Source organism: Nocardia otitidiscaviarum, assembly GCF_007362295.1.
GTDB classification, from domain to species: Bacteria; Actinomycetota; Actinomycetes; order Mycobacteriales; family Mycobacteriaceae; genus Nocardia; species Nocardia otitidiscaviarum.
Genome location: NZ_CP041695.1, coordinates 4,535,008 through 4,560,361, shown reverse-complemented (window position 1 = coordinate 4,560,361; position 25,354 = coordinate 4,535,008). Strand labels below are relative to the sequence as shown.

General features: G+C 69.8%; 27 protein-coding genes. 15 read left to right on the top strand and 12 right to left on the bottom strand.

Translation table 11 applies throughout. From position 1 onward, the window contains the following. Positions 1–53 precede the first annotated feature (53 nt). Positions 54–1,250: an MFS transporter gene (locus FOH10_RS20360; protein ID WP_143981939.1), complete on the top strand. Its 1,197-nt coding sequence runs from the start codon at positions 54–56 to the stop codon at positions 1,248–1,250. A 207-nt stretch (positions 1,251–1,457) separates the two neighbouring features. Continuing rightward, on the top strand, positions 1,458–2,900 hold the full coding sequence (locus FOH10_RS20355; RefSeq protein WP_143981938.1) for a pentapeptide repeat-containing protein: 1,443 nt from the start codon (positions 1,458–1,460) through the stop codon (positions 2,898–2,900). Here the strand turns inward: FOH10_RS20355 and FOH10_RS20350 are convergent. Continuing rightward, a complete protein-coding gene (locus tag FOH10_RS20350; RefSeq protein WP_425326164.1) occupies positions 2,897–3,979 on the bottom strand; it encodes a PQQ-dependent sugar dehydrogenase in 1,083 nt (360 codons plus the stop codon). The two genes, FOH10_RS20355 and FOH10_RS20350, sit on opposite strands and share 4 nt — an antisense overlap. A 948-nt stretch (positions 3,980–4,927) precedes the next feature. Here FOH10_RS20350 and FOH10_RS20345 point away from each other — a divergent pair. Beyond that, positions 4,928–6,919 (top strand): peptidoglycan DD-metalloendopeptidase family protein, encoded by a 1,992-nt coding sequence (locus FOH10_RS20345; RefSeq protein WP_244961299.1) that lies wholly within the window; start codon positions 4,928–4,930, stop codon positions 6,917–6,919. 4 nt (positions 6,920–6,923) lie between these two features. On the opposite strand, the gene FOH10_RS20340 is transcribed toward FOH10_RS20345, so the two are convergent. Continuing rightward, complete coding sequence (locus FOH10_RS20340) at positions 6,924–7,577, bottom strand: class I SAM-dependent methyltransferase (RefSeq protein WP_143981936.1); 654 nt, start codon at positions 7,575–7,577, stop codon at positions 6,924–6,926. Positions 7,578–7,657: 80 nt separating this feature from the next. Here FOH10_RS20340 and FOH10_RS20335 point away from each other — a divergent pair, with 80 nt between their 5' ends. The 5 genes from FOH10_RS20335 to FOH10_RS20315 all read left to right on the top strand — a co-directional run bounded on the left by FOH10_RS20335 (position 7,658) and on the right by FOH10_RS20315 (position 11,063). Beyond that, entirely contained in the window at positions 7,658–8,773 is a 1,116-nt protein-coding gene (locus FOH10_RS20335; protein WP_143981935.1) for an alcohol dehydrogenase catalytic domain-containing protein, read from the top strand. A gap of 85 nt (positions 8,774–8,858) precedes the next feature. Further along, the gene (locus tag FOH10_RS20330) at positions 8,859–9,143 is read left to right on the top strand and encodes a type II toxin-antitoxin system Phd/YefM family antitoxin (RefSeq protein ID WP_143981934.1); all 285 of its coding nucleotides are present in this window, start codon (positions 8,859–8,861) and stop codon (positions 9,141–9,143) included. After that, positions 9,140–9,562: a type II toxin-antitoxin system VapC family toxin gene (locus tag FOH10_RS20325; RefSeq protein ID WP_143981933.1), complete on the top strand. Its 423-nt coding sequence runs from the start codon at positions 9,140–9,142 to the stop codon at positions 9,560–9,562. Before FOH10_RS20330 ends, FOH10_RS20325 begins: the two co-directional genes overlap by 4 nt. A gap of 141 nt (positions 9,563–9,703) precedes the next feature. Next, complete coding sequence (gene dapB, locus FOH10_RS20320; RefSeq protein ID WP_186000916.1) at positions 9,704–10,444, top strand: 4-hydroxy-tetrahydrodipicolinate reductase; 741 nt, start codon at positions 9,704–9,706, stop codon at positions 10,442–10,444. Positions 10,445–10,580: 136 nt separating this feature from the next. Next, positions 10,581–11,063: a hypothetical protein gene (locus FOH10_RS20315; RefSeq protein ID WP_143981932.1), complete on the top strand. Its 483-nt coding sequence runs from the start codon at positions 10,581–10,583 to the stop codon at positions 11,061–11,063. Positions 11,064–11,207: 144 nt separating this feature from the next. Here FOH10_RS20315 and puuE read toward each other — a convergent pair whose 3' ends face one another. The 7 genes from puuE to FOH10_RS35780 form a co-directional block, all read right to left on the bottom strand. After that, on the bottom strand, positions 11,208–12,092 hold the full coding sequence (puuE, locus tag FOH10_RS20310) for an allantoinase PuuE (RefSeq protein ID WP_029928138.1): 885 nt from the start codon (positions 12,090–12,092) through the stop codon (positions 11,208–11,210). Between the two features lie 29 nt (positions 12,093–12,121). Then, positions 12,122–13,153 (bottom strand): allantoicase, encoded by a 1,032-nt coding sequence (alc, locus tag FOH10_RS20305; protein WP_143981931.1) that lies wholly within the window; start codon positions 13,151–13,153, stop codon positions 12,122–12,124. Next, positions 13,150–14,364: a DUF6986 family protein gene (locus FOH10_RS20300; RefSeq protein ID WP_244961298.1), complete on the bottom strand. Its 1,215-nt coding sequence runs from the start codon at positions 14,362–14,364 to the stop codon at positions 13,150–13,152. Before FOH10_RS20300 ends, alc begins: the two co-directional genes overlap by 4 nt. Then, positions 14,361–15,107: an aspartate/glutamate racemase family protein gene (locus FOH10_RS20295; RefSeq protein WP_143981930.1), complete on the bottom strand. Its 747-nt coding sequence runs from the start codon at positions 15,105–15,107 to the stop codon at positions 14,361–14,363. Before FOH10_RS20295 ends, FOH10_RS20300 begins: the two co-directional genes overlap by 4 nt. 5 nt (positions 15,108–15,112) lie before the next feature. Further along, complete coding sequence (locus FOH10_RS20290; protein WP_143981929.1) at positions 15,113–16,612, bottom strand: NCS1 family nucleobase:cation symporter-1; 1,500 nt, start codon at positions 16,610–16,612, stop codon at positions 15,113–15,115. Positions 16,613–16,703: 91 nt separating this feature from the next. Continuing rightward, complete coding sequence (locus FOH10_RS20285) at positions 16,704–17,441, bottom strand: GntR family transcriptional regulator (RefSeq protein WP_195147624.1); 738 nt, start codon at positions 17,439–17,441, stop codon at positions 16,704–16,706. A gap of 107 nt (positions 17,442–17,548) precedes the next feature. Then, positions 17,549–18,070 carry a hypothetical protein gene (locus FOH10_RS35780; RefSeq protein WP_244961297.1) on the bottom strand — a complete coding sequence of 174 codons (522 nt, stop codon included), beginning with the start codon at positions 18,068–18,070 and terminating at the stop codon, positions 17,549–17,551. 197 nt (positions 18,071–18,267) lie between these two features. Here FOH10_RS35780 and FOH10_RS20280 point away from each other — a divergent pair, with 197 nt between their 5' ends. Continuing rightward, positions 18,268–18,870 carry a maleylpyruvate isomerase family mycothiol-dependent enzyme gene (locus FOH10_RS20280; protein WP_143981927.1) on the top strand — a complete coding sequence of 201 codons (603 nt, stop codon included), beginning with the start codon at positions 18,268–18,270 and terminating at the stop codon, positions 18,868–18,870. 190 nt (positions 18,871–19,060) lie between these two features. On the opposite strand, the gene FOH10_RS20275 is transcribed toward FOH10_RS20280, so the two are convergent. Continuing rightward, entirely contained in the window at positions 19,061–19,405 is a 345-nt protein-coding gene (locus FOH10_RS20275; RefSeq protein WP_143981926.1) for a DoxX family protein, read from the bottom strand. 77 nt (positions 19,406–19,482) lie between these two features. Between FOH10_RS20275 and FOH10_RS20270 the strand changes: the two genes are divergently transcribed. The 4 genes from FOH10_RS20270 to FOH10_RS20255 all read left to right on the top strand — a co-directional run bounded on the left by FOH10_RS20270 (position 19,483) and on the right by FOH10_RS20255 (position 21,863). Beyond that, positions 19,483–20,355: a sigma-70 family RNA polymerase sigma factor gene (locus FOH10_RS20270; protein ID WP_143981925.1), complete on the top strand. Its 873-nt coding sequence runs from the start codon at positions 19,483–19,485 to the stop codon at positions 20,353–20,355. A 53-nt stretch (positions 20,356–20,408) separates the two neighbouring features. Further along, on the top strand, positions 20,409–20,726 hold the full coding sequence (locus FOH10_RS20265) for a DUF222 domain-containing protein (protein ID WP_235204425.1): 318 nt from the start codon (positions 20,409–20,411) through the stop codon (positions 20,724–20,726). 115 nt (positions 20,727–20,841) lie between these two features. Then, positions 20,842–21,573 carry an SDR family NAD(P)-dependent oxidoreductase gene (locus tag FOH10_RS20260; protein WP_143981924.1) on the top strand — a complete coding sequence of 244 codons (732 nt, stop codon included), beginning with the start codon at positions 20,842–20,844 and terminating at the stop codon, positions 21,571–21,573. Positions 21,574–21,650: 77 nt separating this feature from the next. After that, positions 21,651–21,863 carry a hypothetical protein gene (locus tag FOH10_RS20255; protein ID WP_143981923.1) on the top strand — a complete coding sequence of 71 codons (213 nt, stop codon included), beginning with the start codon at positions 21,651–21,653 and terminating at the stop codon, positions 21,861–21,863. Positions 21,864–22,252: 389 nt separating this feature from the next. Here FOH10_RS20255 and FOH10_RS20250 read toward each other — a convergent pair whose 3' ends face one another. Further along, the gene (locus tag FOH10_RS20250; RefSeq protein WP_143981922.1) at positions 22,253–23,236 is read right to left on the bottom strand and encodes a DUF2332 domain-containing protein; all 984 of its coding nucleotides are present in this window, start codon (positions 23,234–23,236) and stop codon (positions 22,253–22,255) included. 277 nt (positions 23,237–23,513) lie between these two features. Between FOH10_RS20250 and FOH10_RS20245 the strand changes: the two genes are divergently transcribed. Further along, the gene (locus FOH10_RS20245) at positions 23,514–23,921 is read left to right on the top strand and encodes a transcriptional regulator (RefSeq protein WP_143981921.1); all 408 of its coding nucleotides are present in this window, start codon (positions 23,514–23,516) and stop codon (positions 23,919–23,921) included. A 3-nt stretch (positions 23,922–23,924) separates the two neighbouring features. On the opposite strand, the gene FOH10_RS20240 is transcribed toward FOH10_RS20245, so the two are convergent. Then, positions 23,925–24,383, bottom strand: a complete 459-nt coding sequence (locus tag FOH10_RS20240) for a DUF6194 family protein (RefSeq protein WP_143981920.1) — start codon at positions 24,381–24,383, stop codon at positions 23,925–23,927. Between the two features lie 43 nt (positions 24,384–24,426). On the opposite strand from FOH10_RS20240, the gene FOH10_RS20235 reads away from it, so the two are divergent. Then, complete coding sequence (locus tag FOH10_RS20235) at positions 24,427–25,179, top strand: MerR family transcriptional regulator (RefSeq protein ID WP_143981919.1); 753 nt, start codon at positions 24,427–24,429, stop codon at positions 25,177–25,179. Positions 25,180–25,354 lie beyond the last annotated feature (175 nt).

Genomic DNA, 25,354 nt, shown 5'->3' with positions numbered 1-25,354 from the left:
CCAGGAGTATGGTCAGGTTCGATCACGATCAAACTTACCTGATGGAGAGTTCGATGTCAGCGGATGTTGCGGTTCGGGCCGAGCCGGGCACACAGACCTGGGCGTACGCGCTCGTACTCGCCGCCAGCGGCGTGGCACTGGGAGTGTCCGGGGTGCCGGCCCCGCTCTACGGCATCTACCAGCAGGAGTGGCATTTCACGCCGCTCACCACCACCTTCGTCTTCGCCGCCTACGCCGTCGCGGCCCTGGGCGCGGTGCTGGTATCGGGCCGGATCTCCGACGCCGTGGGCCGAAAGCCGGTGCTGCTGGGAGCCTTCGGCATCATGGTCGCCGGACTGGTGGTGTTCCTGCTGGCCGACAACGTGGCCATGCTGCTGCTGGCGCGGGCGCTGCACGGCGCGGCGGTCGGCTCGACGGTGGTGGCGGGCGCGGCGGCGCTGCTGGACCTGCGGCCCAAACATGGTGCGCGCTCCGGGCAGCTGACCGGGGTGGCCTTCAATGTCGGCATGGCCGTCGCCATTCTGGGTTCGGCGCTGTTGGCGCAGTACGCGCCGTATCCGCTGCGCACGCCCTACGTGGTGATCACCGTGGTCTGTCTGCTGGTCGGCGTCGGCGTACTGGCGCTGCGCGAACCGCACACGGCCCGGGTGGCCGGTCCCATCCGCATCGCCAAACCGGCGGTGCCGCAGGAGATTCGCGGCGACTTCTGGTTCTCGGCGCTGGGCGTGATGGCGGCCTGGTCGGTGCTGGGCGTGCTGCTGTCGCTGTATCCGTCGCTGGCGGCGGCCAAGACCGGGGTGCACAATCTCGTGTTCGGCGGCGCGGTGGTGGCGGCCACGGCCACCGCCGGTGCGCTGGCGCAGTTCTTCGCCACCGCCATTCCGGCCCGTCGCGCGGCCATCGCCGGGGATATCGGCATGGCGGCGGCGCTGCTGCTCACCCTGCCCGCGCTCGCCACCCACAACGGGGTGTGGGTGCTGGCCTCGGGGGTGCTGCTGGGTGCGACCTTCGGACTCGGCTTCGGCGGTTCGCTGCGCCACCTCTCCGATGTGGTGCCGCAGCACAAGCGCGGCGAGACCATGTCGGCCTACTACCTGCTGGCCTACTCGGCCATGGCGCTGCCGACGGTGCTGGCGGGCTGGGCGGCGACCACCTGGGGGCTGAATACGGTCTTCCCCTGGTTCGTCGGTGCGGTGGCGGTGGCGTGCCTGGTGGCGGCGGGCCTGGGCATGCGACGACGGACGGCATGAGACGGCGACCCGGTTCGGCGCGGCGGGCGGTTCGAGGCGACCGGGCGGCGTGGAGAGTCCGCCCTGCGGTGGGAACCGTCGGGCGGACTTCGCTTTTCGGGCATAGTGCCTGGTCGCGAACCATCCGGTCGGCATCGAATCTCATGGAGCGGAACGGGAATCGGGGCTCCCTGTGCGCTCGCGCGCCGCGGTCGTTACCATCTCGCTATGCGGCGGCGTTGGGGGTGGTTCGGGTCCAAGACCGAGCGACGGACCCGAACGGCGCTCTCGCCGTCGGTGTTCCTGGCGGTCTCGAGCGGCGTGGCGGTGGCGGCACTCACCTGGTGGGTGCTGTGGTTACTGTTCGGCGCGACCGATGCGCGCCCGGATCGGCTCGATCTCGCCGAGATCGCGCTCTGGGTGACCGCAGGGGTCGGCGTCGCGGTGGCGCTGGTGCTCGCCGCCAGACGGCAGCGCGATCACGACCGCGGCCGCTTCTCGGAGCTGTTCGGCGCGGCCGCCCTGCAACTGGGCGCTGCGGACGTCGCCGTGCGGCTCGCCGGCGTGTACGCCATGGCCGGGGTGGCCGACGAATTCCCCGAACGCGCCCGACGTCAGCAGTGCATCGACGTGCTGTGCGCCTACCTGCGGCTGCCGTACGCGGCCAAGGAGGGTGTCAACCACCTCGTCTCCCGCACCGAGCGGCTGGAGGAGGACGGCGCGGGGGTGGAGCGGGTCTACCACTACCGGCAGAACGACCGGCAGGTGCGCGACACCATCGTGCGCGTCATCGCCGAACACCTGCGCGACACCGCCGAGAGTTCGTGGTCGGCATGCGATTTCGACTTCACCGAGGCGGTACTGGAGAACGCCGACTTCCAGAACGCGGTCTTCGCGGGCGACAGCACCCGCTTCACCAACACCGATTTCGTCGCCTCCCGCGTCACCAGCTTCGAGGGCGCGCGCTTCATCGGACGGCGGGTCAGCTTCCAGGGCGCGGCCTTCCGCGGTCGCGGCGTGACCTTCCAGCACGCGCGATTCCAGCCACCGGAGGCGGATCGCGCCGAACCCGACGGCACGGCGGTGAGCTTCGCCGAGGCCAGCTTCTCCTGTCCGACCAGCTTCGAATCCGCCGAATTCTCCGGTGCGCGCACCACCTTCGACCGCGCCACCTTCGCCAACCAGCGCACCAACTTCGGTGAGGTGAACTTCGGCTCCGCACTCACCTCCTTCGGCCGCGTCGTCTTCGACGGCGACCGCATCTCCTTCGACAGCGCCGAATTCTCCGGGACCAAGGTCGCGTTCACCGGTGCTCGCTTCTACGCCGAGGGCACCAGCTTCGACGGCACCCAACTCGGCGCGCGGCAGCGCTGGCGCTCCGGCGGCACCCAGGAGATCGACTTCGCCGACGCCGAATATCACGGCGCGGTGTCCTTCGCGGACGCCGTCTTCGAGGCGCGCTCGGTGTGCTTCACCGGCGGTGACTTCTTCGGCGACATCTCCTTCCGCCGCGCCGCCCTGCACGCCCGCGAGGTGTCCTTCGAGCGGCCCAAGGCGTGGGTGGGGACGCAGTTCGACTGGGACGACGATCCCGGTGCGAAACCGGAGAACGTGAAGCCCGAGCACTGGCCGCCGCGCCCGGTGAGCTCGCAGCTGGAACCGCTGATCTAACGCGCGGGGAAGCGGACGATCCGATCGTCGCCGGCGCGCACGTCGCCGCGGCCGTCGGTATTCGACGTGGTCAGCCAGAGCGCGCCGTCGGGTGCCACCGCCACCGTGCGCAGCCGCCCGATCCGATCGGCCAGGCGCGCGGTCGGCGTGCCGAGCGCGCCGTCGCGCAGCGGCACCGTCCACAGCCGCTCGCCGCGCAGCGCGGCCACGTAGAGGATGTCGCCGGCGATGGCGACACCCGAGGGCGACGCCTCCGAGGTTTCCCAGGTGACCAGCGGATCGACGAATCGGTCACCGCCGCCGACCCCCTCCACCTCCGGCCAGCCGTAATTGCGGCCCGGTTCGATCAGGTTGATCTCGTCGGCGCGGTTGCGGCCGAATTCGGCGGCGAACAGGCGGCCCGCGGAATCCCACGCCAGCCCCTGCACATTGCGGTGGCCCAGGCTGTAGACGGGGGAGCCCGGCGTGGGATTGCCGGGTGCGGGGCCGCCATCGGGTGTGAGGCGCAGGATCTTTCCGTTCGGACTGCTCGGATCCTGCGACAGCGCCGGGCGACTCGCGTCGCCGGTACCGACGTAGAGCATGCCGTCCGGACCGAAGGCGATCCGGCCACCGTCGTGGATGGACGCCGCCGCGATGCCGGAGAAGATCACCGTCGGTGGTTCGCCGAGCCGGAAGCGCACGATGCGGTTCTCGTCGGCGGCGGTGAAATAGGCGTACACGTAACGGTCTTCGGCATAGTTCGGGGAGACGGCGAGGCCGAGCAGCCCACCTTCCCCGGCCGCCGCCACCTCCGGCACCGCGTACACCGGCTCCGCCGCCGTGCCCGGCACCACCCGCAGTATCCGACCGGTATCGCGTTCGGCGACCAGCGCGCTCCCGTCGGGGAGGAAGGCCAGCCCCCAGGGCGCGTCCAGCCCGTGCACCAGATCCTGCCCCGCGTCCAGATCCGGTACTCCGGAGGAACTGCTGGGCGCGAGCGACGTGGCGACGACCCGCGAATCACCGGAGCCGTCCGCACCGTCCCCACAGGCCGTGACCGCGCCCAGCGCGAGGAGACCCGCCGCGATCACGCGCAGCGGAACCGAAGTCCCTGTCCGCCACCGTGACCGGCCGAAGCCCCAGCGCTGTTCGCCGTAGCTGCGGTGCTGTTCGCTGGAGTTGCGGTGCTGTGCGTTGGAGTTGCGGTGCTGTGCGTTGGAGTTGCGGTGTTGCTCGCTGGAGTTGCGGTGTTGCTCGCTGGAGCTGTGGTGCTGTTCGCCGTAGCCCCGGCGCCGGTCGCCGGAGCGGGGTGTCGCAGTCGCGGACACGGTGCCGAACGGGGGGATTCCGCGCATACCCTCCATCCTGCGCCGTCCAGTTCGTTTTGGGCGGAGATCGAGCGGTCGCTGCCCCGAGCCACCGGTCAGCTCCGTGCACGCTCTGTCCCGCCCGCCGTGCTCCGGGTTCCCTACGGTGCCTTCTACCTGCCGCATCCGCGATCCTGGCCGACGCGGTTCCCGCCGCACCGCGCGTAGCGCGGAAGGCGGTGCGGCAACAGGCGTCCGATATCGTGCTCGCGCCGAACACCCCGGTACCGGTGGGCGGCGGGCAGATCGCGCGGGCACCCCGCGATCCGGCCCACCGCGACCCCGCGCAGCTGGCCGTGGCGGCACCGGGGGGTCGCGTCGCCGACTGGCGCGTCCGCACATCCCGCGTCGCCACACCGGCGCATTCGCGCACCCGTGTCGCTGTGCGGCCGTCTGCGTTCGGGTGGGCCGCAACCGTCGCCATGCACGATCGCGGTATCCGACGTACCCGGGCCGTCGCGTCGGACCGCGCGGTGAACACTCGCGGGAGATACCGCCGTCCCCGCTCCGGGCATGGCAGAATGACCTCGCGATCTGTGCCGATCACGCCCGACCCGTTCGCGCCGAAGGAGCATGACCGATGCCTCGCTCAGTGCAGTCCACCGCATCGGCGGTCGGCGCACCTGTTCCGGCGGTCGTGGTCGGTCCGCTCGCCGCACCGGCCGGGAGCGCTCTCGCGTGACGGGCTCTCGCCTGGCGATGATCGCGGGCGGCACGGTGCTGGCCCTGGTCACCCTGCTGCTGGTGATCGTCCTGCCCGCCAGCGACGACGCCTGCGCCCCCGGTATGCCCGCCATCGCCACCACGACACGCGCTGCGACGGAACCGAATTGCCCGGCCACCGGTGCACCGGCCGAGGTCGGCCTGCAGGAGGGAGCGCTGCGCGCGCTGCGCTGCGTGGTGGCCCGGTTCGGCATGATGGATATGCGCGGACGCATGGACGACAGCGCCTATCCCGATCATGCGAGCGGACGCGCGGTGGAATTCATCGTGGGCGCCGATGGCATCGGTCAGGCCAAGGGCGACGCCATCGTCGCCTTCCTCCAGGAGAACGCCGCGAATTTCGGTGTGGAGTACGTGATCTGGAAGCAGCGCAGCTGGACCCCCGACACCGCGGCGGGCGTGCGCTGGACACCGCTCGCGGATCGCGGCAGCGACGAGCTCAACCACATGGACCGGGTGCAGGTCACCGTGAAGGAACAGGCGACCACCCCGGCCCTCGACGATCCGACCGTGTCGCTGGCGGCCATGCCCGGCCCGGTCAACGAGGCGGGCGGCCTGCGCCCCAACAACTCTCGCAGCTTCCCGCTCGCGGCGAACTCCTACACCGTGTCCGACGTCTACGGGTCGCGCGGCGGCGGCCACCACGGCGTCGACCTGGCCGCCCCCTCCGGCACTCCCATCTTCGCCGCGGCCGACGGCCGGGTGGTGGCCGCGGGACCGGCCTCCGGTTTCGGCGGCTGGGTGGTGATCGACCACCTCGACGCGAAGGGGAACCGCTACTCCACCGTCTACGGACATATGTACCTGCCGCAGATCTACGTGAAGGTCGGCGATGTCGTGCGCGCCGGACAGCACATCGCCGATGTCGGCAATGCCGGTGAATCCACCGGACCGCACCTGCATTTCGAACTCGTCCCCGGCGGCCGCATGACCGGTGGGCGGGCGGTGGACCCGATGCCGTGGCTGTCGGGCGGTGCCATGCCGTCGCTCGAGGATCTGGTCTCGGTGTTCTGCGACAACGGTTTCGGCAGCCCGGGCGGCAATCTCGCCAGCGGCAAGGTGCCGCCGGAACTCGAGATCTGGTACCGGCGCGCCGGGTCGCTGTGCCCGCAGATCAGCGCCTCGCTGCTGGCCGCGCAGGGCCAGGCCGAATCCGGCTTCCGGCGCGGCGCCGTATCTCCGGCGGGCGCACAGGGTTTGGCGCAGTTCATGCCCGGTACCGCGGTCTCGGCCGCACCGGACGGCCAGCCCTATGTCATCGACGCCGACGGCAACGGCGTGGCCAGTGTGTGGGACGACGGCGACGCCATCATCGGTCAGGGCCGCTACATGTGCGCGCTGGCGGACAAGGTGCAGGGCTGGGTCGACCAGGGCACGGTGGCCGGTGACGTCACGGCGCTGACGCTGGCCGCCTACAACGCCGGTGAGGGAGCCGTGCTGGCCTCGGGCGGCATGCCCAACCAGTACGCCGCGCACTACACCGAGACCCGCCCCTACGTGGCGCGAATCCTGGCCGCGGAGGCCGGATTCCGCAGTATGGGCAGCGCCGGACGCTTCGTCCCCGATCCGGACGCGGATCTGGGCCCGCAGATCGTGGAGGCCGCGCACGACTGGGTCGGCACCCCCTACGTCTTCGGCGGCGGCGGACCGCAGGGGCCGTCCGCCGGTGGGTTCGACGAGGCGGGCTTCACCGCCGCGGCCGTCTCGGCGGCCAGCGGCGGCAGCATCACCCTGCCGACCACGGTCGAACAGCAGTGGGAGGTGGGCACGGAGGTGCCCGCGAGCAGGGTCGCACCCGGCGACCTGGTCTTCAGTGACTTCCGCACCCGCGGACCGGTGCTGGTCGGTATCTACACCGGCGGCGGTGCCATGGTGTACGCGCAGCCCGACGGCACCGTGCGGGAGGTGCCGGTGCCCGGCGATATGCGAGCGCGCCGCATCGGGTGACCGGTCAGCGGCGGCGGGCGACGGTGATCACATCGGGAATCAGGAAGTCCGGCAGCGGCGGCCGGTGCACCTTGCGCTGATCGGTCACCTCGAAACCGGCTCGCTCCAGCAGGTTTCGCGTCTCCTGCGGAGAGGGCGCGTGCGCCGGGAACTTCGGGCTGCGGGTGAGCCGCTGTAGGGGGCGGCTGGCCGGGGCGGACGGATGCACGGTGGCGATGGCCACCAGACCGCCGGGCGCGAGCACCCGGTGGAATTCGCGCAGCGCCGCCGGATGGTCGAAGAAATGGAAGGCACTGGTGGTGACCACCGCGTCGAGTTCGCCGTCGGCCAGCGGCAACCGCTCGGCCGGGCCGCGTACCCAGCGCACCGCGGTGGAACGCCGCCCGGCCCGGGCGAGCATGCCCGCCGAGGCGTCCACCCCGTACACCACCTCGGGGTGCAGTTCGCGCTCGATGCGATCGGTGAGAATGCCGGTGCCGCAGCCGATATCGGCGATCCGGCGGGAACCGGCGGCGCGCAGTTCGGCCACCACCTGATCCTGCGGCGGCCGGTACACGAGGCGTTGCAGCGTCGCACTGTCGTAGGCGCGGGCGACCTGCCCGAAGAAGTCGGTCACCACATGGTTGAGCGCCCGGCTGGACGTCTGGACTCTGCTCATGGTCGCCTCCTGGTGTCTGGGACAATAGAAGCAGGCTTCGGCTCGTTCCGAAAGGGGGAAAATTGGGTACCGTCTGGCCCATGAGGATTCGTGGTGCAGTACTGGAGCGGATCGGCGCGGAGCCGCCCTACGAGCGGTCCCAGCCGATAACCGTGAGCGAACTCGACCTGGCCGAGCCCGGAGCGGGCGAATTGCTGGTCCGGATCGAGGCCGCCGGACTGTGCCATTCGGACCTGTCGGTGGTGGACGGCAACCGGGTGCGGCCGGTGCCCATGCTGCTCGGCCACGAGGCGGCCGGGCGGATCGAAGCGGTCGGGCCGGGGGAGAGCACGCTGCGCGTCGGCCAGCGGGTGGTCATGACCTTCCTGCCGCGCTGCGGGGAGTGCGCCGGATGCGCCACCGAGGGGCGCACACCGTGCCTGCCGGGCAGCCTCGCCAACAACGCGGGCGAACTGCTCGCGGGTGGGCGGCGGCTGCTGCGCGACGGCGACGAGGTGCACCACCATCTCGGAGTGTCCGGCTTCGCCACCCATGCCGTGGTCGACAGCCGTTCGGTGGTGCCGGTCGACGACGACGTGCCCGCCGACGTGGCGGCGGTGCTGGGCTGCGCCGTGCTGACCGGCGGTGGGGCGCTGCTGAATTCGGCGAAGCCGGGACCGGCCGACCGCATCATGGTGGTCGGGCTCGGCGGGGTCGGCATGGCGGCCGTGCTGGTGGCCGCCGCGCTGCGGGAGGGCACCGGCCGCGATGTCATCGCCGTCGACACCGTGCCCGAGAAACTGAAGCCGGCCACGGAATTCGGCGCGACGGCCGCCTACACCCCGGCCGAGGTCGCCGCCGAGGGCATCCAGGCCGAGATCGTGATCGAAGCGGCGGGCAATGTCCGCGCCTTCGAAACCGCCGTCGCCGCAACGGCTCCCGGTGGTACCACGGTGACCGTCGGCCTGCCCGCACCGGACGCGACCGCCACCATCTCCCCGCTCGGACTGGTCGCCCAGGGCCGCTCCATCGTCGGCAGCTACCTGGGCTCCGCCGTGCCGTCCCGAGACATCCCCGAGTACGTGCGCATGTGGCGAGAGGGCAGCCTCCCGGTGGAACGCCTCATCTCCGCCCGCATCCGCCTCGAGGACGTCAATCAGGGCATGGACGAACTGGCCTCCGGCCACGCCCTGCGCCAGATCATCGTCTTCGACTGACGTCTGGACGCCGAATGTTGATCATTCGGATCGGCTATAGACCGAAGTGACTAGTTTGACTAGCCTGGATGTGGGAGGTGGTCAGATGGTGGACGAGGCTCGACGAACCCGCATGGACGTCGCGTGGCCGCTGGCGGAGGCCAAAGCCAAGCTGTCCGAATTGATCGACAAGGTCGAACGGGAGGGACCGCAGGTGATCAGCAGGCGCGGACGTGAGGTGGCCGTCGTGGTGCCGGTGGACGAGTGGCGTCGGAAAAGTGCGCGCACCGGTAGTCTGGCTCAGTTCTTCGCCGAATCGCCGCTACGTGACTCCGGGGTGGTGATCGAGCGCGAGCGCAGTGATTCCCACCACCGGGACGTCCGGCTGTGAATTTTCTCCTCGACACCAACGCGGTATCGGAATGGGTGAAGCCCCAACCGAATCGAGGGCTGGCCGACTGGTTCGACTCGATCGACGAGGACCGCACATTCCTCAGCGTCGTGACGCTCGGTGAATTGCGTAGGGGCGTCGACAGACTGCCGGACGGCAAACGGCGGGAGCGGCTGTCCGCATGGTTGACGGAGGAGGTGCCGGATCGTTTCGCGGGTCGGCTGCTACCGATCGACGAGGTCGTCGCGCTGGCGTGGGGACGATTGCGGGCCCGGGTGGACGTGCTGGGCCGCTGCGTCGACCCGGTCGACGGACTCATCGCCGCGACCGCCGAATCTCACGGGCTCACGATTGTGACCCGCAATGTGCGGGACTTCGAAGTGACCGGCGTGCCGATCGTCGATCCGTGGACCCGATAGGCGCGCGGGCTGCACGGTGCCGTACTCGGTGACGTGGAGAGGGACGCATCCCACCGGGGGTCCGGCGGTGCTCGGTGGGCGCAGTAGGCTCACTGGCGACTGCCGAACGACGGGTGAGGAGAACAGGTGACCACGAACCGGATCCGGGTGGGTGTGCTCGGGGCGCAGGGCAAGGTCGGGCAGGCGATCTGCGCGGCGGTCGAGGCGGCCGATGATCTGGAGCTGGTCGCGCAGGTGGACAAGGGGGATGCGCTGGACGCGTTCGCCGAGTCCGGGACGCAGGTCGTGGTCGACTTCACCCACCCCGACGTGGTGATGCCGAATCTGCGGTGGCTGGTCGAGCACGGGATCCACGCCGTGGTCGGCACCACCGGCTTCGATGCCGCGCGACTCGACGAGGTGCGCGGGTGGCTGGCGCAGAACCCGGAGGTGGGCGTGCTCATCGCGCCGAACTTCGCCATCGGCGCGGTGCTGTCCATGCGGTTCGCCGAGCAGGCGGCGCGGTTCTTCGACTCCGTCGAGGTCATCGAACTGCACCACCCCAACAAGGCCGACGCGCCGTCGGGCACCGCCTACCGCACGGCGGGGCTGATCGCCGCCGCACGCGAGAAGGCCGGGGTCGGACGCAGCCCCGACGCCACCACCACCGAACTCGAGGGCGCGCGCGGCGCTGATGTGGACGGGGTGCGGGTGCACTCGGTCCGCCTCGCCGGACTGGTCGCCCACCAGGAGGTGCTGTTCGGCACCCAGGGCGAGACCCTCACCATCCGCCACGACTCCATCGACCGCAGCTCCTTCGCACCGGGCGTGCTGCTGGGCGTCCGCAAGACCCCGCACCGCCCCGGCCTGACCGTCGGCATCGATCCGCTGCTGGACCTGTGAGCGAGCGGGCCGATGACACAGGTCGCAGCCTGCGCGGCGGCACCGAGGGTCGTGCGGCAGTGAGCGTGTGTGCGAGTGAGCGGATGACACAGGGCGCAGCATGCGCGGCGCTGTCGAGCGTCGGCCAGGTGCGGCGGTGAGCGGTACCGGCGGCAATCGGTCGCCGCGCATCATCGGGCTGATCGCCTTCCTGGTGGTGGCGCTGGGGTTCTACTTCTTCCTGCTCGGCCGGATCGCGTTCAGCCTGCTCGGATCCGGTGACCTGGCCGCCATCGGCATCGGCATCGGCGTATTGATCCTCCCGATCGTCGGCGTCTGGATCGTCTACAGCTCCGTCCGCGCCGCCCTCGACCATCAGCGCCTGGCTCGGCGCATGGCCGAGGACGGCCAGGAACTGGACGTCTCCGACCTGCCCCGCCGCCCCTCCGGCCGCATCCAGCGCGACGCCGCCGACCAACTCTTCGCCCAGGTCAAATCCGAATGGGAGGCCGACCCGGACAACTGGCGCACCTGCTACCGCGTGGCCCGCGCCTACGACTACGCGGGCGACCGCTCCCGCGCCCGCGAAACCATGCGCCGCGCCGTGGAACTGGAGAAACTGGAGCGCCACGGCGGCTGAGTGCCGACCGGCGGGCGGCGTATGCCCGAGTGCAGGTGACCGGGGCGGCACGCCCGGGACCGTGCCGCTGCGCTTGGGCAGTCTGCGCCAGGGGCGCAGGGTGGGCAAGCGCAGCACCCTCCGCCCGAGCGCCGTTCCCACCACTCAGCGCGGCGGATGCACCGTGCGCCAGTGCTCGGCGATATCGATCCGCCGCGCCAGCCACACCTTCTCGTGCGACTGCACGTAGTCCAGGAACCGCTCCAGCGCCGCCGCCCGCGCGGGCCGCCCCGCCAGCCGGCAGTGCAGTCCGACGGACAGCATCTTCGGTGCCCCCGCCATCCCCTCGGCGTACAGCACGTCAAACGCGTCCCGCAGGTAGGCGTAGAACTCGTCCCCGTTGGCGAATCCGGCCGCCGAGGAGAAGCGCATGTCATTGGCCTCCAACGTGTACGGCAGCACCAGTTGATCGGTGTCGCCGACCTTCACCCAGTACGGCAGGTCGTCGGCGTAGGAGTCGGAGTCGTAGACGAATCCGCCGTGCTCGACGACCAGTTCCCGGGTGTGCGGCGAATCGCGCCCGGTGTACCAGCCGCGCGGCGGTTCACCGAACAGGCGGGTGATGATCTCCACCGCCTCCGCCATATGCTTGCGCTCGGTCTCGCGGTCGACCGTCTGGTAGGAGATCCAGCGCAGCCCGTGGCAGGCGATCTCGTACCCGTTGCGCTGGAACGCCGCCACCGCCTCGGGATTGCGTTCCAGCGCCCGGGCCACCCCGAAGATGGTGAGCGGGATATCGCGTCGTTCGAAGGCACGCAGCACCCGCCAGAGTCCGGCGCGGGAGCCGTACTCGTAGAGCGACTCCATGCTGAGGTGCCGGTCCGGGAACGACTGTGCCGGAACGATATCGGAGAGGAAGGTCTCCGATCCCTCGTCGCCGTCCAGGACGCAGTTCTCGCCGCCCTCCTCGTAGTTGAGCACGAACTGCACCGCGATATTCGCCTCGCCCGGCCACTGCGGATGCGGCGGGTTGGGGCCGTAGCCGACCATGTCGCGCGGGTAGGTGGTGTCGAATTCGGTCACGACAGCTCCTCGTATTCGGCCCGCAGTCGTGCGCGGGCATCCTCGGTCAGGGTGCCCACCAGCCGCAGCCGGGCCAGGCCGCCGTCGGGGTAGGCATCCAGGCGCACCTCGGTCACCGCCGCGTCGGAGTCGATGGCGAAGCGGTGCCGGGTGTCGGGGCGCAGCACCGTGCGCGGCAGCAGCTCGACCTCGCTGCCGTCGGCGCGAATTCCGGTGAGGGAGGCCGCGCCCGGGCTGTTGAACAGGAAGTAGGAGGTGTCGATCTCGGCCATGGTGAGCACGCCCTCACCGGCCAGCCGCACCCGGACCCAGTCGTTGTCCCGGTCGCGGCGGCGCGCGGTCTCCCAGCCGTCACCCATGACCCGCGCCCGGCCGGGCATCAGAATGTTCTGCGGATGCGAGTAGAAGCGGTTGGAGCAGTCGGCCACCAGTCCGCCGTTCTCCAGTGCCGCCAGGTCGAACTGTCCCGAATCCAGCAGTCGCAGATCGGGTTTCGCCTCACCATGCACGCGCAGCCGGGCCACGCCGCCGTCGGGGAACATGCGCAGCCGCACATGCGTCCAGCGCTTGCGCGAATCGACGGAGAACGGGTTGCGGCTGTCGCCCTCGACCTTCGCCCGCTGTACCAGGGTGGTCCAGTCGTCCCTGGCGACCAGCTCGTCGGTGGCCGGATACCCTTCCACCGCAATGGCCTCCATGGTCACCTCGGGCGGGTAGTTGCCCTTGAACCACGCGGTGTCGACCACCACGCCGTGGATGACGCCGGGCACGCCGAGGCGCACGATGGCGGTATCGCAGTCGTCGGTGTCCGGATGCGCGCCCAATTCGCCGCGGCGGCGGCGGGTCTCCCACCCGTCGTACACCTGGCCCTTGTGGCCGAAGGTGGCGGGGGAGTAGGTGGACTCCTCCGGACGGATGAGATTCTCCTTCTCCGCGAAGGATTCGTCATTGGCCCACACCACCGCACCGCCGAGGGTGCGCAGGGCCAGATCCGGGAGCAGCGTGAAATCGGGGGTCGTGCCGGTCATAGGGTCGGCATCTTCCTTTCTCGCAGTTGGTGCAGGACGTCGACGGTGGCGCGGGGGACCAGCGCGGTGACCTCGGCGGCGGTGAACGCGCCGCAGTCCAGTCCGCGCAGCACGACGGTGGCCAGCGCCTGTGCTGTGGCGGGTTCGTCCACCACGGCCCCGCCCTGACGGTCCAGATAGCGGCCGATGCGCGGTGCGGCGACGCCGAGCGCGGTTCGGTAGAAGGCGAAGGTGGCCAGCCAGCGGGTGACCAGATGTCCGGCACCCATATCCCAGCCCTGGTAGTAGCCGCGCTCCAGGGACCGGGTGACGAGCCGGAAGTGCCGCGCGATCGCCTCGCGCACTTCGTCGTCGGTCCCCAGCGGCAGCACCTGCGTGGAGCCGTCGCACACCCACACCCCGGTCTGCGCGGCGGCGGCCTGCATGACCGCCTTGGCGTGATCGGCCACCGGATGCTCCAGCGACTGGAACTGCGGCGCGATACCGCAGGCGGCGCTGTAGTCGTAGGTGCCGTAATGCAATCCGGTGCAGCGCCCATCGGTACGGTGGATCGCCCGGGCCACCGTGGCGGTGCCGTCGGCGGCGATCACCGCCTGCGGGCTCTCGATCTGGAGCTCGAACTTCAGTGCGCCCGAGGGCAGTCCGTGCGCGGATTCGATGGCATCGCAGAGCAGGACGGCGGTGTCCACCTGGTCGGCGTCGCGAATCTTGGGAATGGTGAACACGAAACCCGACGGCACCCCGCCCGCCCCGTCGAGCACTCGCTCCAGGGTGCGCACGGCCCGCGCCCACTCCAGGGTGGTCAGACCCTTGATCCGAATGCCGCGCGAGTACACCTGCGCGGGCAGCTCCCGCAGCATCTTCCCGGCGCGCGACGCGTCCCGATCCTCGATCTCGTCGCCGCGGGTGCCGTAGCCGTCCTCGAAATCCAGGCGCAGATCCTGAATCGGCCGCTCCCGCAGCCGGTCCAGCACCAGTTCCACCACGTCGTGCCCGGCCAGTCCGGTCAGCAGTTCGCGATGCTTCTCACCCAGTTCGATGGCCGCCGCACCCCAGCGGCGCGGCAGATCGACCGTGGCGTCGGCGGCACCGATGTAGGCGGTGTGGATCGGCTGCCCGGGACGCTCGCCCGGGTAGTGCCGAGCCAACCGCGCATCGACCGCCTCGAGTCGGGATTCGATCCCAGCCAGCACATCCGGTGGCAGGGTCACAGGCGCTTGTCCTTTCCGTCGGTTCCGAATTCGGCGAGCAGGCCGATATAGCGTTTGGGCAGCGGGGCCGCGAACTCGCCGCGGCCGGATTTGCGCAACCCCATGGTGACCAGCGACTGCACGGTCAGCGTCGCCGCGCCGACCCCGTCCACCACCGGTACGCCCACCTCCTCGGTGAGGTACTCGCACAGATCCGCCATCCCGGCGCAGCCGAGCACGATGGCGTCGGACCCGTCGGCGTGCACCGCCTCCCGGCACGCGTCGGCGATCACGGTGCGCGCCTTGGGATCCTCGAGTTCCAGCACCGGGATCTCACAGGCGTGCACGCCGAGGCAGAACCGTTGCATCCCATAGCGTTCCGCCAGATCATGGGCCCGCCCCGCGGTGCGGGCCAGCGTGGTGACCACACTGAACCCGCGCCCGAGATGGCTGGCCGCGTGCATGGCCGCCTCGGCGATACCGATCACCGGTCCGCGCGCCAACTCCCGCGCCGCGTCCAGTCCCGGGTCGCCGAAGCAGGCCAGCACATACCCGTCCACACCCACCTGTTCCCCGCGCGCGATCTCGGCCAGCACGCCGGGCACGGCCAACGCCTCGTCGTAATGCGATTCGATGGAGGCCGGACCCATACTCGGCGTGATCCCCTCCACCACGGTGCCGGGCGCGACCACCGCGCGGGCGGCCTGCTCGATCACCGCCGTCATGGCGGCCGTCGTATTGGGGTTGATCACACGAATACGCATATCCCTCACCGAGTTTCGGGCGCGGGTAGCCGCAGCGGCCCGCGCGTGGCCAGCAGGTGGTAGCAGACGAGCCCGAGTGCGCAGCCGATGAACCAGCTGTACTGGGCGGCGGTGTACATACCCGTGATATCACCGGAGGTGAGCACGGGGAATACGGCCACCGCCGCGCCGATCGCGGTGGCCAGCACGGCGGCCGGGTTGTATCCGCTGCGGTACCAGTAGGTTCCGGTCTTCGCCATGGTGAACAGGTCGTCGACGATCACCCGCTGCTTGCGCACCAGGTAGTAGTCGGCGATGAGCACGCCGAACAGCGGGCCGATGAACGCGCCCAGGGTCTCCAGCGTGTAGTGGATGACCTCCGGGTTGTTGTACAGGTTCCACGGCGTGATGAGCACCGAGCCGACGGCCGCGATCATGCCGCCCGCCCGCCAGCTGATGCGCTGCGGATCGACATTGGAGAAGTCGAAGGCGGGGGAGATGAAGTTGGCGACGATATTGATGCCGATGGTGGCGATGCTGAAGGTGAGCGCGCCCAGCACGATCGCGAAGGTGTTGTCGATGCGGGCCACGGTCGCGACCGGGTCGGTGATGAGTTCGCCGTACACCGGCAGCGTCAACCCGGCGGTGATCACCACGAGCAGCGAGAACACCAGGAAGTTCAGCGGCAGGCCCAGCAGATTGCCGCGCTTGACGGCGGCGAAGCTGCGGCCGTAGCGCGAGAAGTCGCCGAAGTTGAGCATCGGCCCGGAGAAGTACGACACCACCAGCGCGATCGCGCCCAGCATGACCGGCACCGCCTCCCAGCCGGACAGCGTGACCGCGCCCAGGTTCAGGTCGATGGCGCTCCACCCGGCCTTCCAGATGAGGTAACCGCACAGTACGAACATGACCACGTAGACGGCCGGACCGCAGAAGTCGATGAACTTGCGGATGGACTCCATACCGCGCCAGAACACCGCCGCCTGCAAGACCCACAGCAGCAGGAAGCTGCCCCAGCCCAGGGCGGACAGGCCCACGAACCCGTAGTCCTCGACCACCGCGTACGGGGCGAGCCCCGGGAACAGTTTGATCAGCACCACGTCCAGGGCCGCCGAGGCCAGGAAGGTCTGGATGCCGTACCAGGCCACCGCGATCAGACCGCGGATGATGGCCGGGATGTTCGCGCCGAGCACACCGAAGGCGCTGCGACAGATCACCGGGTAGGGCACGCCGGTGATCTGGCTGGGCTTGGCGACCAGATTGCACAGCCCGTACACGATGGTGATGCCGACGACCAGCGCCACCAGCACCTGCCAGCTGTGCAGACCGAGGGCGAACAGGCTGCCCGCGGTGACGTACCCGCCGACGCTGTGCACGTCCGACATCCAGAACGCGAAGATGTTGTAGGTGCCCCAGGTCTGGTTTTTCAGCGGGGCGAGATCCTCGTTGGTGAGCCGGGGATCGTATGCCGGCGCGGTGGTCGCCGGGGCCGCCTCGGTCCCCGGCGACACAACAGTGTCGGTCATGGTCGCACATCCGATCGTGAAGTCCCGCTCACGGCGGGAAAAGGCATTTGCGCGACGCTATCGAGCGGGTATTGCCCGGGTGTTGCGAAAACTATATATCTTTTACGGCGTCCGAATCGGCGGCCAGCAAGCCGCTGGTCGTCGGCAGCTGATCCAGCACCCCGGTCATGTGCGCATGGTGCTGCGCGGTTGCCGCCAGCAACGCCTCGGCATCACGGGCCAGGAAGGCGTCCAGCTGCCGTCGATGATCGGCGTGCAGCACCACCCGATCGGCGGTGGTCACATGCACCATGGGCTGCACCGGTTCGGTGATGTTCCAGGCGTACTCCAACATGTGTACCAGGCGCGGCATCCCCGACGGCCGCACCAGGGCGAGGTGGAATTCCCTGGTCTCGCGGTGGTAGGCGACCGCGTTCTCGGTGAGCACCGCCCGCTCCATGCGGTCGTGCGACTCCCGCGCCGCCCGGTGGTCCGCGGCGGTGGCGCGCGGAACCGCCGCCAGCAGAGCCGTGGACTCCAGACGTTCGCGCACCAGATACAGCTCCCGCAACTCCGCGGCGGTCAACTGGGTGACGCGATAGCCGAGGTTCGGCTTGTGCTCGATGAGCCCCTCACCGATCAGGGTTTGCAGTGATTCGCGCACCGGAATCGCACTGGTTCCGAACTCCCGCGCCAGCTCGCCGAGTGGCATCCCGGTGCCGGGTGGCAGGTTTCCCTCCAGGATCAGCCGGCGCAACTCGTCCAGCACCTCGTGCTGCGCGTAGCCGCGCCGCGCGTCGTGCGGCGGGGTGAGCTGCGGCAATCGGGGTAGGCGGGGACGAGGTGGCACCCCGCTACGGTAGCCGTCGGTGCGGCCGTGCCCGCCGTCGGTCGCGTCACCTGAGCCGACCGGGCGGTTGGGCAGCCGCGCGAGGGCGGGCGTGCTCGCGGATCGTGTCAGCGGGTTGTCGTCGCGGTGAGGTCGTCGAGCAGGATCATGACCTCGCCCTGCTGCTTCACCACGTGCATGAGCCGCACCCGCAGACCCACCAGGCTGGCGTCCGTCATCGGCTGCGGAACCTCGAGCTCCACATGCTGCCATTCGCCACCGGCGGGCACAGTGCCGAACTGCGCCTGCGCGCTGCCCTGCTCGGATTCCAGCCGGGCGTGCACGCGAATGGCGGCGTGCGGGGAACGCACCCACAACCGCAGGGCGGTGAGCTCGCCCGCGATGGTGAACGGCCGACCGGCCTTGGCGACCAGGTCCACCTCGAAGTCGTCGGCGGCCCGGCGGATCAACAGCACCAGCGCCCGGTAGTCGCGTCCGGCCGCACCGTCGGCGAAGGAGGCCACCTCCTTGTTGGGCGCTCCCTCCGCGAAGGTGGTCAGATGCGTCCGCTCCGCGCCCGCACCGCCGAGTTCCCAGTTGCCCTTGTCCTCGAAGTCGTCCAGGAGCACCTCGACCGATGCTTCCGACATCCCCGCCGTCCCTTCGTTATTCGTGCCCGGTGGACCGCTGTGGCCCGCCGAGAACCCTATCGGTCCGCGTCGGCGCCCGCGCAGTGATCGCGTCCTCGACCGCGGGCGGTCACCACCCGTTCACGTCCGGGTCCGATGAATATCGGTGACACGCGCCGTCACTACGGATAATCGTCCGTCCGAACCGGGAGTTACCTGTGAACACCGAACTGATCCAGCGGTGGGTGCGCGACGAGCGCCTGTCCCTCGCGGACTTCCTCGCCGGGCTCAGCGCCGACGACTGGAACCGCGACTCCCTCTGCGACGGCTGGACCGTGCACGACGTCCTCGCCCATGTCGCCCTCTCCAATCGCGACACCTGGCGACGCGTCCTCACCGACATCATCCGGGCCCGAGGCGACTGGAACCGCATGACCGCCGACCAGGCACGCCGATATGCCGCACACGTCACCCCGGCCGAACTCATCGCCCAGTTGCGCGACGGCGCCGATCTCCACCGCCCCGCCCCGGGCGCGAGCCAACTCGACCCCCTGGTGGACATCATCATCCACGGCCAGGACATCGCCCGCCCCCTCGGCCGCCCCCGCCCCGTCCCCACCGCCCCCGGCATCGCCGCCCTCGACCACGTCCTGCGGAGCCGCTTCTACGGCGCCCGCAAACGCCTGCGCGACACCCGCCTGATCGCCACCGACGCCGACTGGACCCACGGCACCGGGAGCACCGAGATCCGCGCCTCGACAGCCGATCTGCTGCTCGCCGCCACCGGCCGCCTGGAACCCCGCACGCTGTCTCGGGCATAGCCGTCGGCTGGCCCGAGATTCGCGGCGTCCGAGCCGCACACTCCGAAGTTCCGCGATGATGTCGTGCGGGTTCCCCGCGGTGGCGAGGCCGGGGTGACTCTGGAACGGCCCGATTTCGGGATCAGGGCAGCGGTGAGCGCATACAGCGCTGCGACTCTCGGCTGGCCGCGAGGCTGTCGTTCCGTCCCGATCAGGTGAGATGCAGCGCCAGCGCGGCCGCCGCGAGTGCGAGAAACGGCAGCGGGTAGCCGACATCGGACCACGCGCGGGCTCGCACCACGGTTGCGAGTGCGAGCACGAAGTAGATCGTCAAACCGGCGGCCGCCGCGAGCGCCAGCGGGTGCGCGGCCAAGCCGATCAGCAGCCCCGCTCCGCCCAGGGCCTTGACGCCCGCCAACCCTGCCAGCCAACCGCGAGGCACGCCGTAGCGGGCCATATTGCCTGCCACCCAGTCGGTCCGGATCACGTCGGCACCGGCCGCGACAAGTGCCGCCAGGGCTGCCAGCACGGACACGATGATGGCTGCGGTAGACATGGATACTCCTTCGATATCGCCACTTCCCCCGTACGGGGTCTCGACAGGTGGACGAACGGGCGGGGGGAAAGGTGACGATGTCCGATCAGGGCGAGTTGGCCAGGCAGTTCGAAGCGCAGCGCTCGCACCTGCACGCCGTCGGCTACCGCATGCTCGGGTCGTGGGCCGCGGCCGAGGACGCCGTGCAGGACACTTGGCTGCGCCTGTACCGCACCGACCCGGCCGAGGTGGCGAACCTGTCCGCCTGGCTCACCACGGTGGTTTCACGAATCTGCCTGGACCGCTTGCGTTCCCGCACAGCCCATCCCGAGCACCCGCTCGACGACGCTGCCCCCGACCTGTGGGACACCACCCACGACCCGGAACAGGCGGCGGTGCAGGCAGACTCGGTCGGCCGCGCCCTGCTGGTGGTGCTGGATCGGCTGTCGCCCGCCGAACGGGTGGCTTTCGTGCTGCACGACGTCTTCGCGGTGCCGTTCGACCAGATCGCCGCGGTCGTCGACCGCACACCGACGGCTGCCAAACAGCTCGCCAGCCGCGCCCGCCGACGCGTCCGGGGCAACCCCGCGGTTTCCCCCGTGGACCTCGCCCGGCACCGCCGCGTGGTCGAGGCGTTCCTGGACGCCGCCCACACCGGCAATGTCGAAGCGCTGCTCGCGATCCTGGCTCCCGACGTCGTCCGCCGCGCCGACGCCGCGGCCGTCCCCACCGGCACCCCGCTCACCGCGCACGGCATCACCCGCGTCACCGAGGACATCGCCCGATTCGGCCGCCGCGCCGCGTTCGCCGAACCCGCCCTCATCGACGGAACGGTCGGCGCCGTGGTCGCCCCGCGAGGTCACCTGACCCTGGTCCTGCGCTTCCAGGTCGAAGGCACTCGCATCACCGAATACGAAGTCATCGCCGACCCCGACCGGTTGCGCACCCTGGCCATCGCCACACTCCCCTGAGCATCCGCCGCGTTTCTCGAACATATGTTCTATCGTGCGGTAGGCTGCGTCGGGTGACCACACATTCGACCGCGCTGGCGCCGAATGCTCCAGCACCAGGATGGCCGGACCTGGCCGATGTCGACCTGCTGCGCACCCTCGTCGAAACCGAACGCCGCCGGAGGCGACTGGACGCCGCCATGCGCGCCGCCGTCGCCGAGGCCGAGCGCCGTGGGCTCGCCGCGGATACCGGCTATCGGGACACCGTGGAGTTGCTGACCGATCTGTTGCGCATCAGTGCGACCGAAGCGCGTCGGCGCATCGAGTACGCGGCCCCGCAGGTTCGCTCGCGTTCCAGAAAGGTGTGGCGGGTGCTGGCGACCGCAGGCTGAGGGAGCCGCCGGGTGCGCGGAATGCCACGTCGGATTCCCGCCGGTGCCGTGTGGTCCTCGCGGGCCATGATCCGAGGGACGTTCTTTCGAGCGGCGTATTCGGAGAGGAATCGGTGTGGCCGAGGTTGCGGTGGTGACGGGCTCGACCCGTGGTATCGGGTTCGAGACGGCGCTGGGGTTGGGCCTGGCGGGGTGCACGGTCCTCGTGACTGGGCGTTCGGAGCAAGCGGCGGTAGCCGCGGCGCGGCGGCTGGGGGAGCGGGGTGTCGACGCACACGGTTACCACCTCGAGGTCACTTCGACCGCATCGGTGCAGCGGCTGGCCGACGACATCGAACGCGACCACGGTCGGCTCGATGTGCTGGTGAACAATGCGGGCATCGCCGCCGAATGGGATGCGCCCGGCCCCAGCCGGTACGTGCACCCGGAAGCGGCGCGGCGCACCGTCGAAACCAATGTGATCGGGGTGTTTCACATGGTGGAGGCAATGCTGCCGCTGCTGCGGCGCGGCGACTCGGGTCGGATCGTGAACGTGTCCTCGTTCATGGGTTCGCTGACCCTGCAGTCCCAGGCCGATCCGGCGGCCCTGGTGGTGCCCGCCTATCAGGCATCCAAGGCGGCCCTCAACAGTCTGACCATCACCCTGTCGAAGGTCCTCGCGGACACCGGCATCACGGTCTACTCTGTCGACCCGGGTTTCGTGCAGACCGACTTCTCACCCATCAACCGCGCCCAAGCGCCCCTCACCGCCGCGCAGGGCGCGGAACCGGTGGTCGCGGCCGCGATGCGGGCAATCGACGCCGCCTCCGGCTCATTCGTGAGCCGTGACGGAGTGGTGCCATGGTGACAACGGCATCGACGAAGCGATCGAGACCCTGTATTCGGGGGCAGCCGAATTCGCCTGCCCGACCATACGATTCAGCCATGAACCGCCCAACCCGAACACTGCGCGTAACTGTCGCCACCCTCGCCGTCGCCACCGGACTTGTCACCGCGGCCGGTTCCGCCACCGCGGAAACCACCGGCACCGGCAGCAGTTCCCTCGGCACCGGTTCCGCCGACGTGATGCAGAACCTGCTCACGTCACTCGCCTGTGCCGTGGGCGCCATGTCCTGTCCCATCGTCATACCGAATTGATCGAGGCGCGCCAGCTACTCCACCGGTCGCCCTCGGTGCGGCCCTCAGCGTCAAGACCGTTGGGTTCAGCGCAAGACAATAGGATCCTGACATGGCCGACGCAGCACAGGGTTTCGTCGAGGGAGACTTGCGACTCGCGCGGGAACCTTTGCCGCACGATCATGGACGCAGTGCATATCGAGAAGCGCTAGCGTCGCCACGCCAACCCAGCGCTGGGGGTCGAGGTCGGAAGCAGGTGGAACAGGACGGGTGCACGAATCCAGATGAGACCGATACCCAGTGGAACGCACTCACTTACCGCTTACATGGTGACTCCGGCCAGCCAGCCCGCAGCCAGCGATCGACCGGCCGAGCCGATCTGAGTTCGGCAGCATCCCCGTAACTGCCGCTCATTTCGTGCCTTGGTCAGTCTGATTGATCCAGTCCAGCGTCTGACCGTGTGCGCCCGCGTAGGCGAGCGGTTGGCCATCGAGACTGACGACGAACCTGCCTCGGGAGCCGCCGAGCGGCTCGGGCAGGCGCGCGGCGACCGACTCGATCACGCCGGTGCCCTCGTTGGCGATCCAGCGACAGTCGAGAACCCGCACTGTCGACTCGAATACGCGTCGAGCATCTGGGGCGAGATAGGACAGCACTGCACTACCGAAGACCACCACGGTGGTGGCCGATGGGGCCGCGTCGACCAGCTCCGCGACTGAATCGAGTAGGTCCCCGACGACCAGTCGGGGCGCGTCGAAACGAGCGATGGCGACTGCGGCGCGTAGTCGCCGCAGTCGGTGGTGCTGCTCCGGCCAAACCAGGCATTCTAGCCAGCGCACATCATCAGGGTCGTTGACGTCGAGCGGATTCACATCGACCCCGACCCGTGAGGTCACTGTGGGTAGGCGGGCGGGCAATGGCGGATTCCCCGAGGTCGTGCACGGCAACACCACCGTGGACACCCCATCGGTCGGATCGATGTTCACTTCGTCGTCGTAGCGATAGCTGTACCGGTCGGGATACAGACACAACCCGGCCGAAGCCCCAACCTCTATCAACGACAGCGGTCCGGGAATCTGCGTCAGGACCGGCAGCAGCACGGCCGTGCGGCCGGGCTCGTTCGTCTGGGTGCGCCGCCGCAGTGCGACCTCGACGACGTGTGTCCAATGGTCTGTCAGCCAGTTCCTGAAACTTCGGTAGTCCGACGGTTCGACACCGAGATAGCGGGCCGCGCCGAGGACGAGATTCGGTTGCCGCTTTTCCGGAGGAAGCTGCTCGATCAGACCGAGAACACCTTTGTCGCAGGCAATTTCGTGGCACCAATTCTCGTAGCACGGCGAATGCCCGCCTGCCTCGTACTCGGCGAAGAACTCATACCGCTGGGCCGTGTCCATCCGTCCCCCTCGACCCGACCGTAAGGCCGGGACCATAATGCTGAGCTACCGAACGATCGGCAAACTGGACGTCCTGACCCGGTCTTCGGTAGCCGCCGACTGCGCAAACCGTACCGGCCAGCGCGGCGCCGCGCACCAACTCCGACGGCTCGCTCGACTTCTACGGCCAGCCCCCAACCACGGTTCCATGCGATGAGATGTCGCTCGTTGCGGCGGCGCGGTCGCGCCTGAGGGGGTGCGCTGCTACCTCGCGTAGTAGGTCGCTAGCATCGTCGCTGTGCCGGACAAGAGACGACTGACGCTGGTGGGTGCCGTGCTGTCGGCGGCGGCCGCGATGTTGCTGCTGCTCGGTTGGTTGGCCTGGGGGCGCGGGTCCGGGTATGGGGTCGACGACAATCCGGGTTATGTGCTGTTGTTCCCGGTGTTCGCGGGGTTCTTCCTGTGGGGGCTGGTCCGGTTCCGGGCGATGGAGCGGGATGCGGCGCTGACCGAAGGGAACCCCTTGTCGGATAGGGAGATTCGGAAGATTCCCGCCGGGCTGCTGCCCGCGCGCGGGGCGGCCGCGAGCGATACCGATCGCGCGATGGACGCGTACAACCGGTATCTGGCCGAACTCAATGCGCGCGAGCTGCAACACCATTTGCGGGCAGCGGGTTTGGACGTCTTCGCGGGTGACCGGAAGTAGGCGTTAGCCGGCGCGTCGGTCGTAGCGGCTTCGGGCGCGGTCGTGGGCGGTGCGGAGCAGTTCACGCACCGTGGTATCGGTGCGCGGGCCCGGGTTCACCACCGCCAGCCACGCGGCGCTCTTGTACACGGGGTGGGGTAGGACCGTATCGGCGACGCTGGCGTCGACCTCGGGGGCTTCGCGTGGGGTATGTTCGGTCGACTGTACGAAGGCGTCCTTTCCGGCGCTGATGTTCAGGCGGAACGTGTTCGGCCGGTACAGCTGTGACGCGGTGTCGTCGGGATAGTCCTTGGTCACGATGGTGGCGAAGGGTTGGGTGGTGGTCGGCACCTGCCCGTCGGGGGCGTAGTAGAAGAACGCGTCGCCCCAGGCGATCTCGGGCGTGCCGTCGCCGGGCTGCGGCTTCAGGGTCAGCACGCCGCCGAGGCTTTCGATGTAGGCGATGATCTCATCGATACTCATGGTTACAGCGTGGCATTGAAGTGCTTGTGTAGGGTTTTCGGTGATGGGCGCAGGTGAGGTCGGAGAAAGTCGCAACTCGTCGGGTTTGCGCACCGCTGCGGTGGCGCGGCTGGCCGGGTACTCCGTGCAGCAGGTGCGCAACCTCGAACGCGACGGGGTGCTGCCGCCCGCGCGGCGCACGCCCACCGGGTACCGGGTCTACGACGACACCCATGTGCGCGCCGCCCGCTCCTACCGGGCGTTGGCCGCGGGTGTGGGTCCGGTCGAGGCCAAGACCATCATGCGGGCGGTGCACGCGGGGCCGCCGTCGCAGCCCCTCGCGCTGCTGGACGCCGCGCACGCGCGCCTCGATCGCGAACGTCGCGATCTCGCGTTGGCGCAGGCGGCGGTTCACGCCATCGCCGACGAGTCCATCGACGACGTGCGCGCCGCCGACGCCATGAGCATCTCGGAGTTGGCCGAGGCGCTCGGCGTGCGGCCGTCGACGCTGCGGCATTGGGAGGCAATGGGTTTGGTGACTCCGGGGCGCAGCTCGACCGGTGCGGCGCGCAGCTACCGGCCCGGTGATGTCCGGGACGCGCGCATCGTGCACCAGCTGCGGCTGGCGGGCTACCGCATCGCCCCGCTCCAGTCGCTCATGCCGCAACTGCGCGGGGCGCGCCGCTGGGCCGAGGTGCTGGCCGGGCTGTCCGCTCGGGACGCGGATATCACGGCGCGCTCCCGCGCCCTGCTCACGGCGGCCGCCGAACTCGACGCACTCCTGCCGCCGATCGGTGCCGTGCCGGACGCTCGGTAGATACGTGCCGTGCACGGCGTGCCGCTGCCAGGAGACCCGGCGTCGGCCATGAGCGCGCTGGACCGGTAGGACCCAGGCTGCCGCCGCCGCAGTCGGCACCGCGAGGACCAGGAGCTCGCAGGCCACCGGCGGGATTGCGCCGGGCGACGTTGCGGCGCGGTAGTTTCTGCGTCGT

Coding starts and splice junctions, on each gene's coding strand:
- FOH10_RS20360 (WP_143981939.1), top strand. CDS start 54: ATGTCAGCGGATGTTGCGGTTCGGGCCGAGCCGGGCACACAGACCTGG.
- FOH10_RS20355 (WP_143981938.1), top strand. CDS start 1,458: ATGCGGCGGCGTTGGGGGTGGTTCGGGTCCAAGACCGAGCGACGGACC.
- FOH10_RS20340 (WP_143981936.1), bottom strand. CDS start 7,577: ATGAGCAGAGTCCAGACGTCCAGCCGGGCGCTCAACCATGTGGTGACC.
- FOH10_RS20335 (WP_143981935.1), top strand. CDS start 7,658: ATGAGGATTCGTGGTGCAGTACTGGAGCGGATCGGCGCGGAGCCGCCC.
- FOH10_RS20330 (WP_143981934.1), top strand. CDS start 8,859: ATGGTGGACGAGGCTCGACGAACCCGCATGGACGTCGCGTGGCCGCTG.
- puuE (WP_029928138.1), bottom strand. CDS start 12,092: ATGGTCGGCTACGGCCCCAACCCGCCGCATCCGCAGTGGCCGGGCGAG.
- alc (WP_143981931.1), bottom strand. CDS start 13,153: ATGACCGGCACGACCCCCGATTTCACGCTGCTCCCGGATCTGGCCCTG.
- FOH10_RS20295 (WP_143981930.1), bottom strand. CDS start 15,107: ATGCGTATTCGTGTGATCAACCCCAATACGACGGCCGCCATGACGGCG.
- FOH10_RS20290 (WP_143981929.1), bottom strand. CDS start 16,612: ATGACCGACACTGTTGTGTCGCCGGGGACCGAGGCGGCCCCGGCGACC.
- FOH10_RS35780 (WP_244961297.1), bottom strand. CDS start 18,070: ATGTCGGAAGCATCGGTCGAGGTGCTCCTGGACGACTTCGAGGACAAG.
- FOH10_RS20275 (WP_143981926.1), bottom strand. CDS start 19,405: ATGTCTACCGCAGCCATCATCGTGTCCGTGCTGGCAGCCCTGGCGGCA.
- FOH10_RS20270 (WP_143981925.1), top strand. CDS start 19,483: ATGTCCGATCAGGGCGAGTTGGCCAGGCAGTTCGAAGCGCAGCGCTCG.
- FOH10_RS20255 (WP_143981923.1), top strand. CDS start 21,651: ATGAACCGCCCAACCCGAACACTGCGCGTAACTGTCGCCACCCTCGCC.
- FOH10_RS20250 (WP_143981922.1), bottom strand. CDS start 23,236: ATGGACACGGCCCAGCGGTATGAGTTCTTCGCCGAGTACGAGGCAGGC.
- FOH10_RS20240 (WP_143981920.1), bottom strand. CDS start 24,383: ATGAGTATCGATGAGATCATCGCCTACATCGAAAGCCTCGGCGGCGTG.
- FOH10_RS20235 (WP_143981919.1), top strand. CDS start 24,427: ATGGGCGCAGGTGAGGTCGGAGAAAGTCGCAACTCGTCGGGTTTGCGC.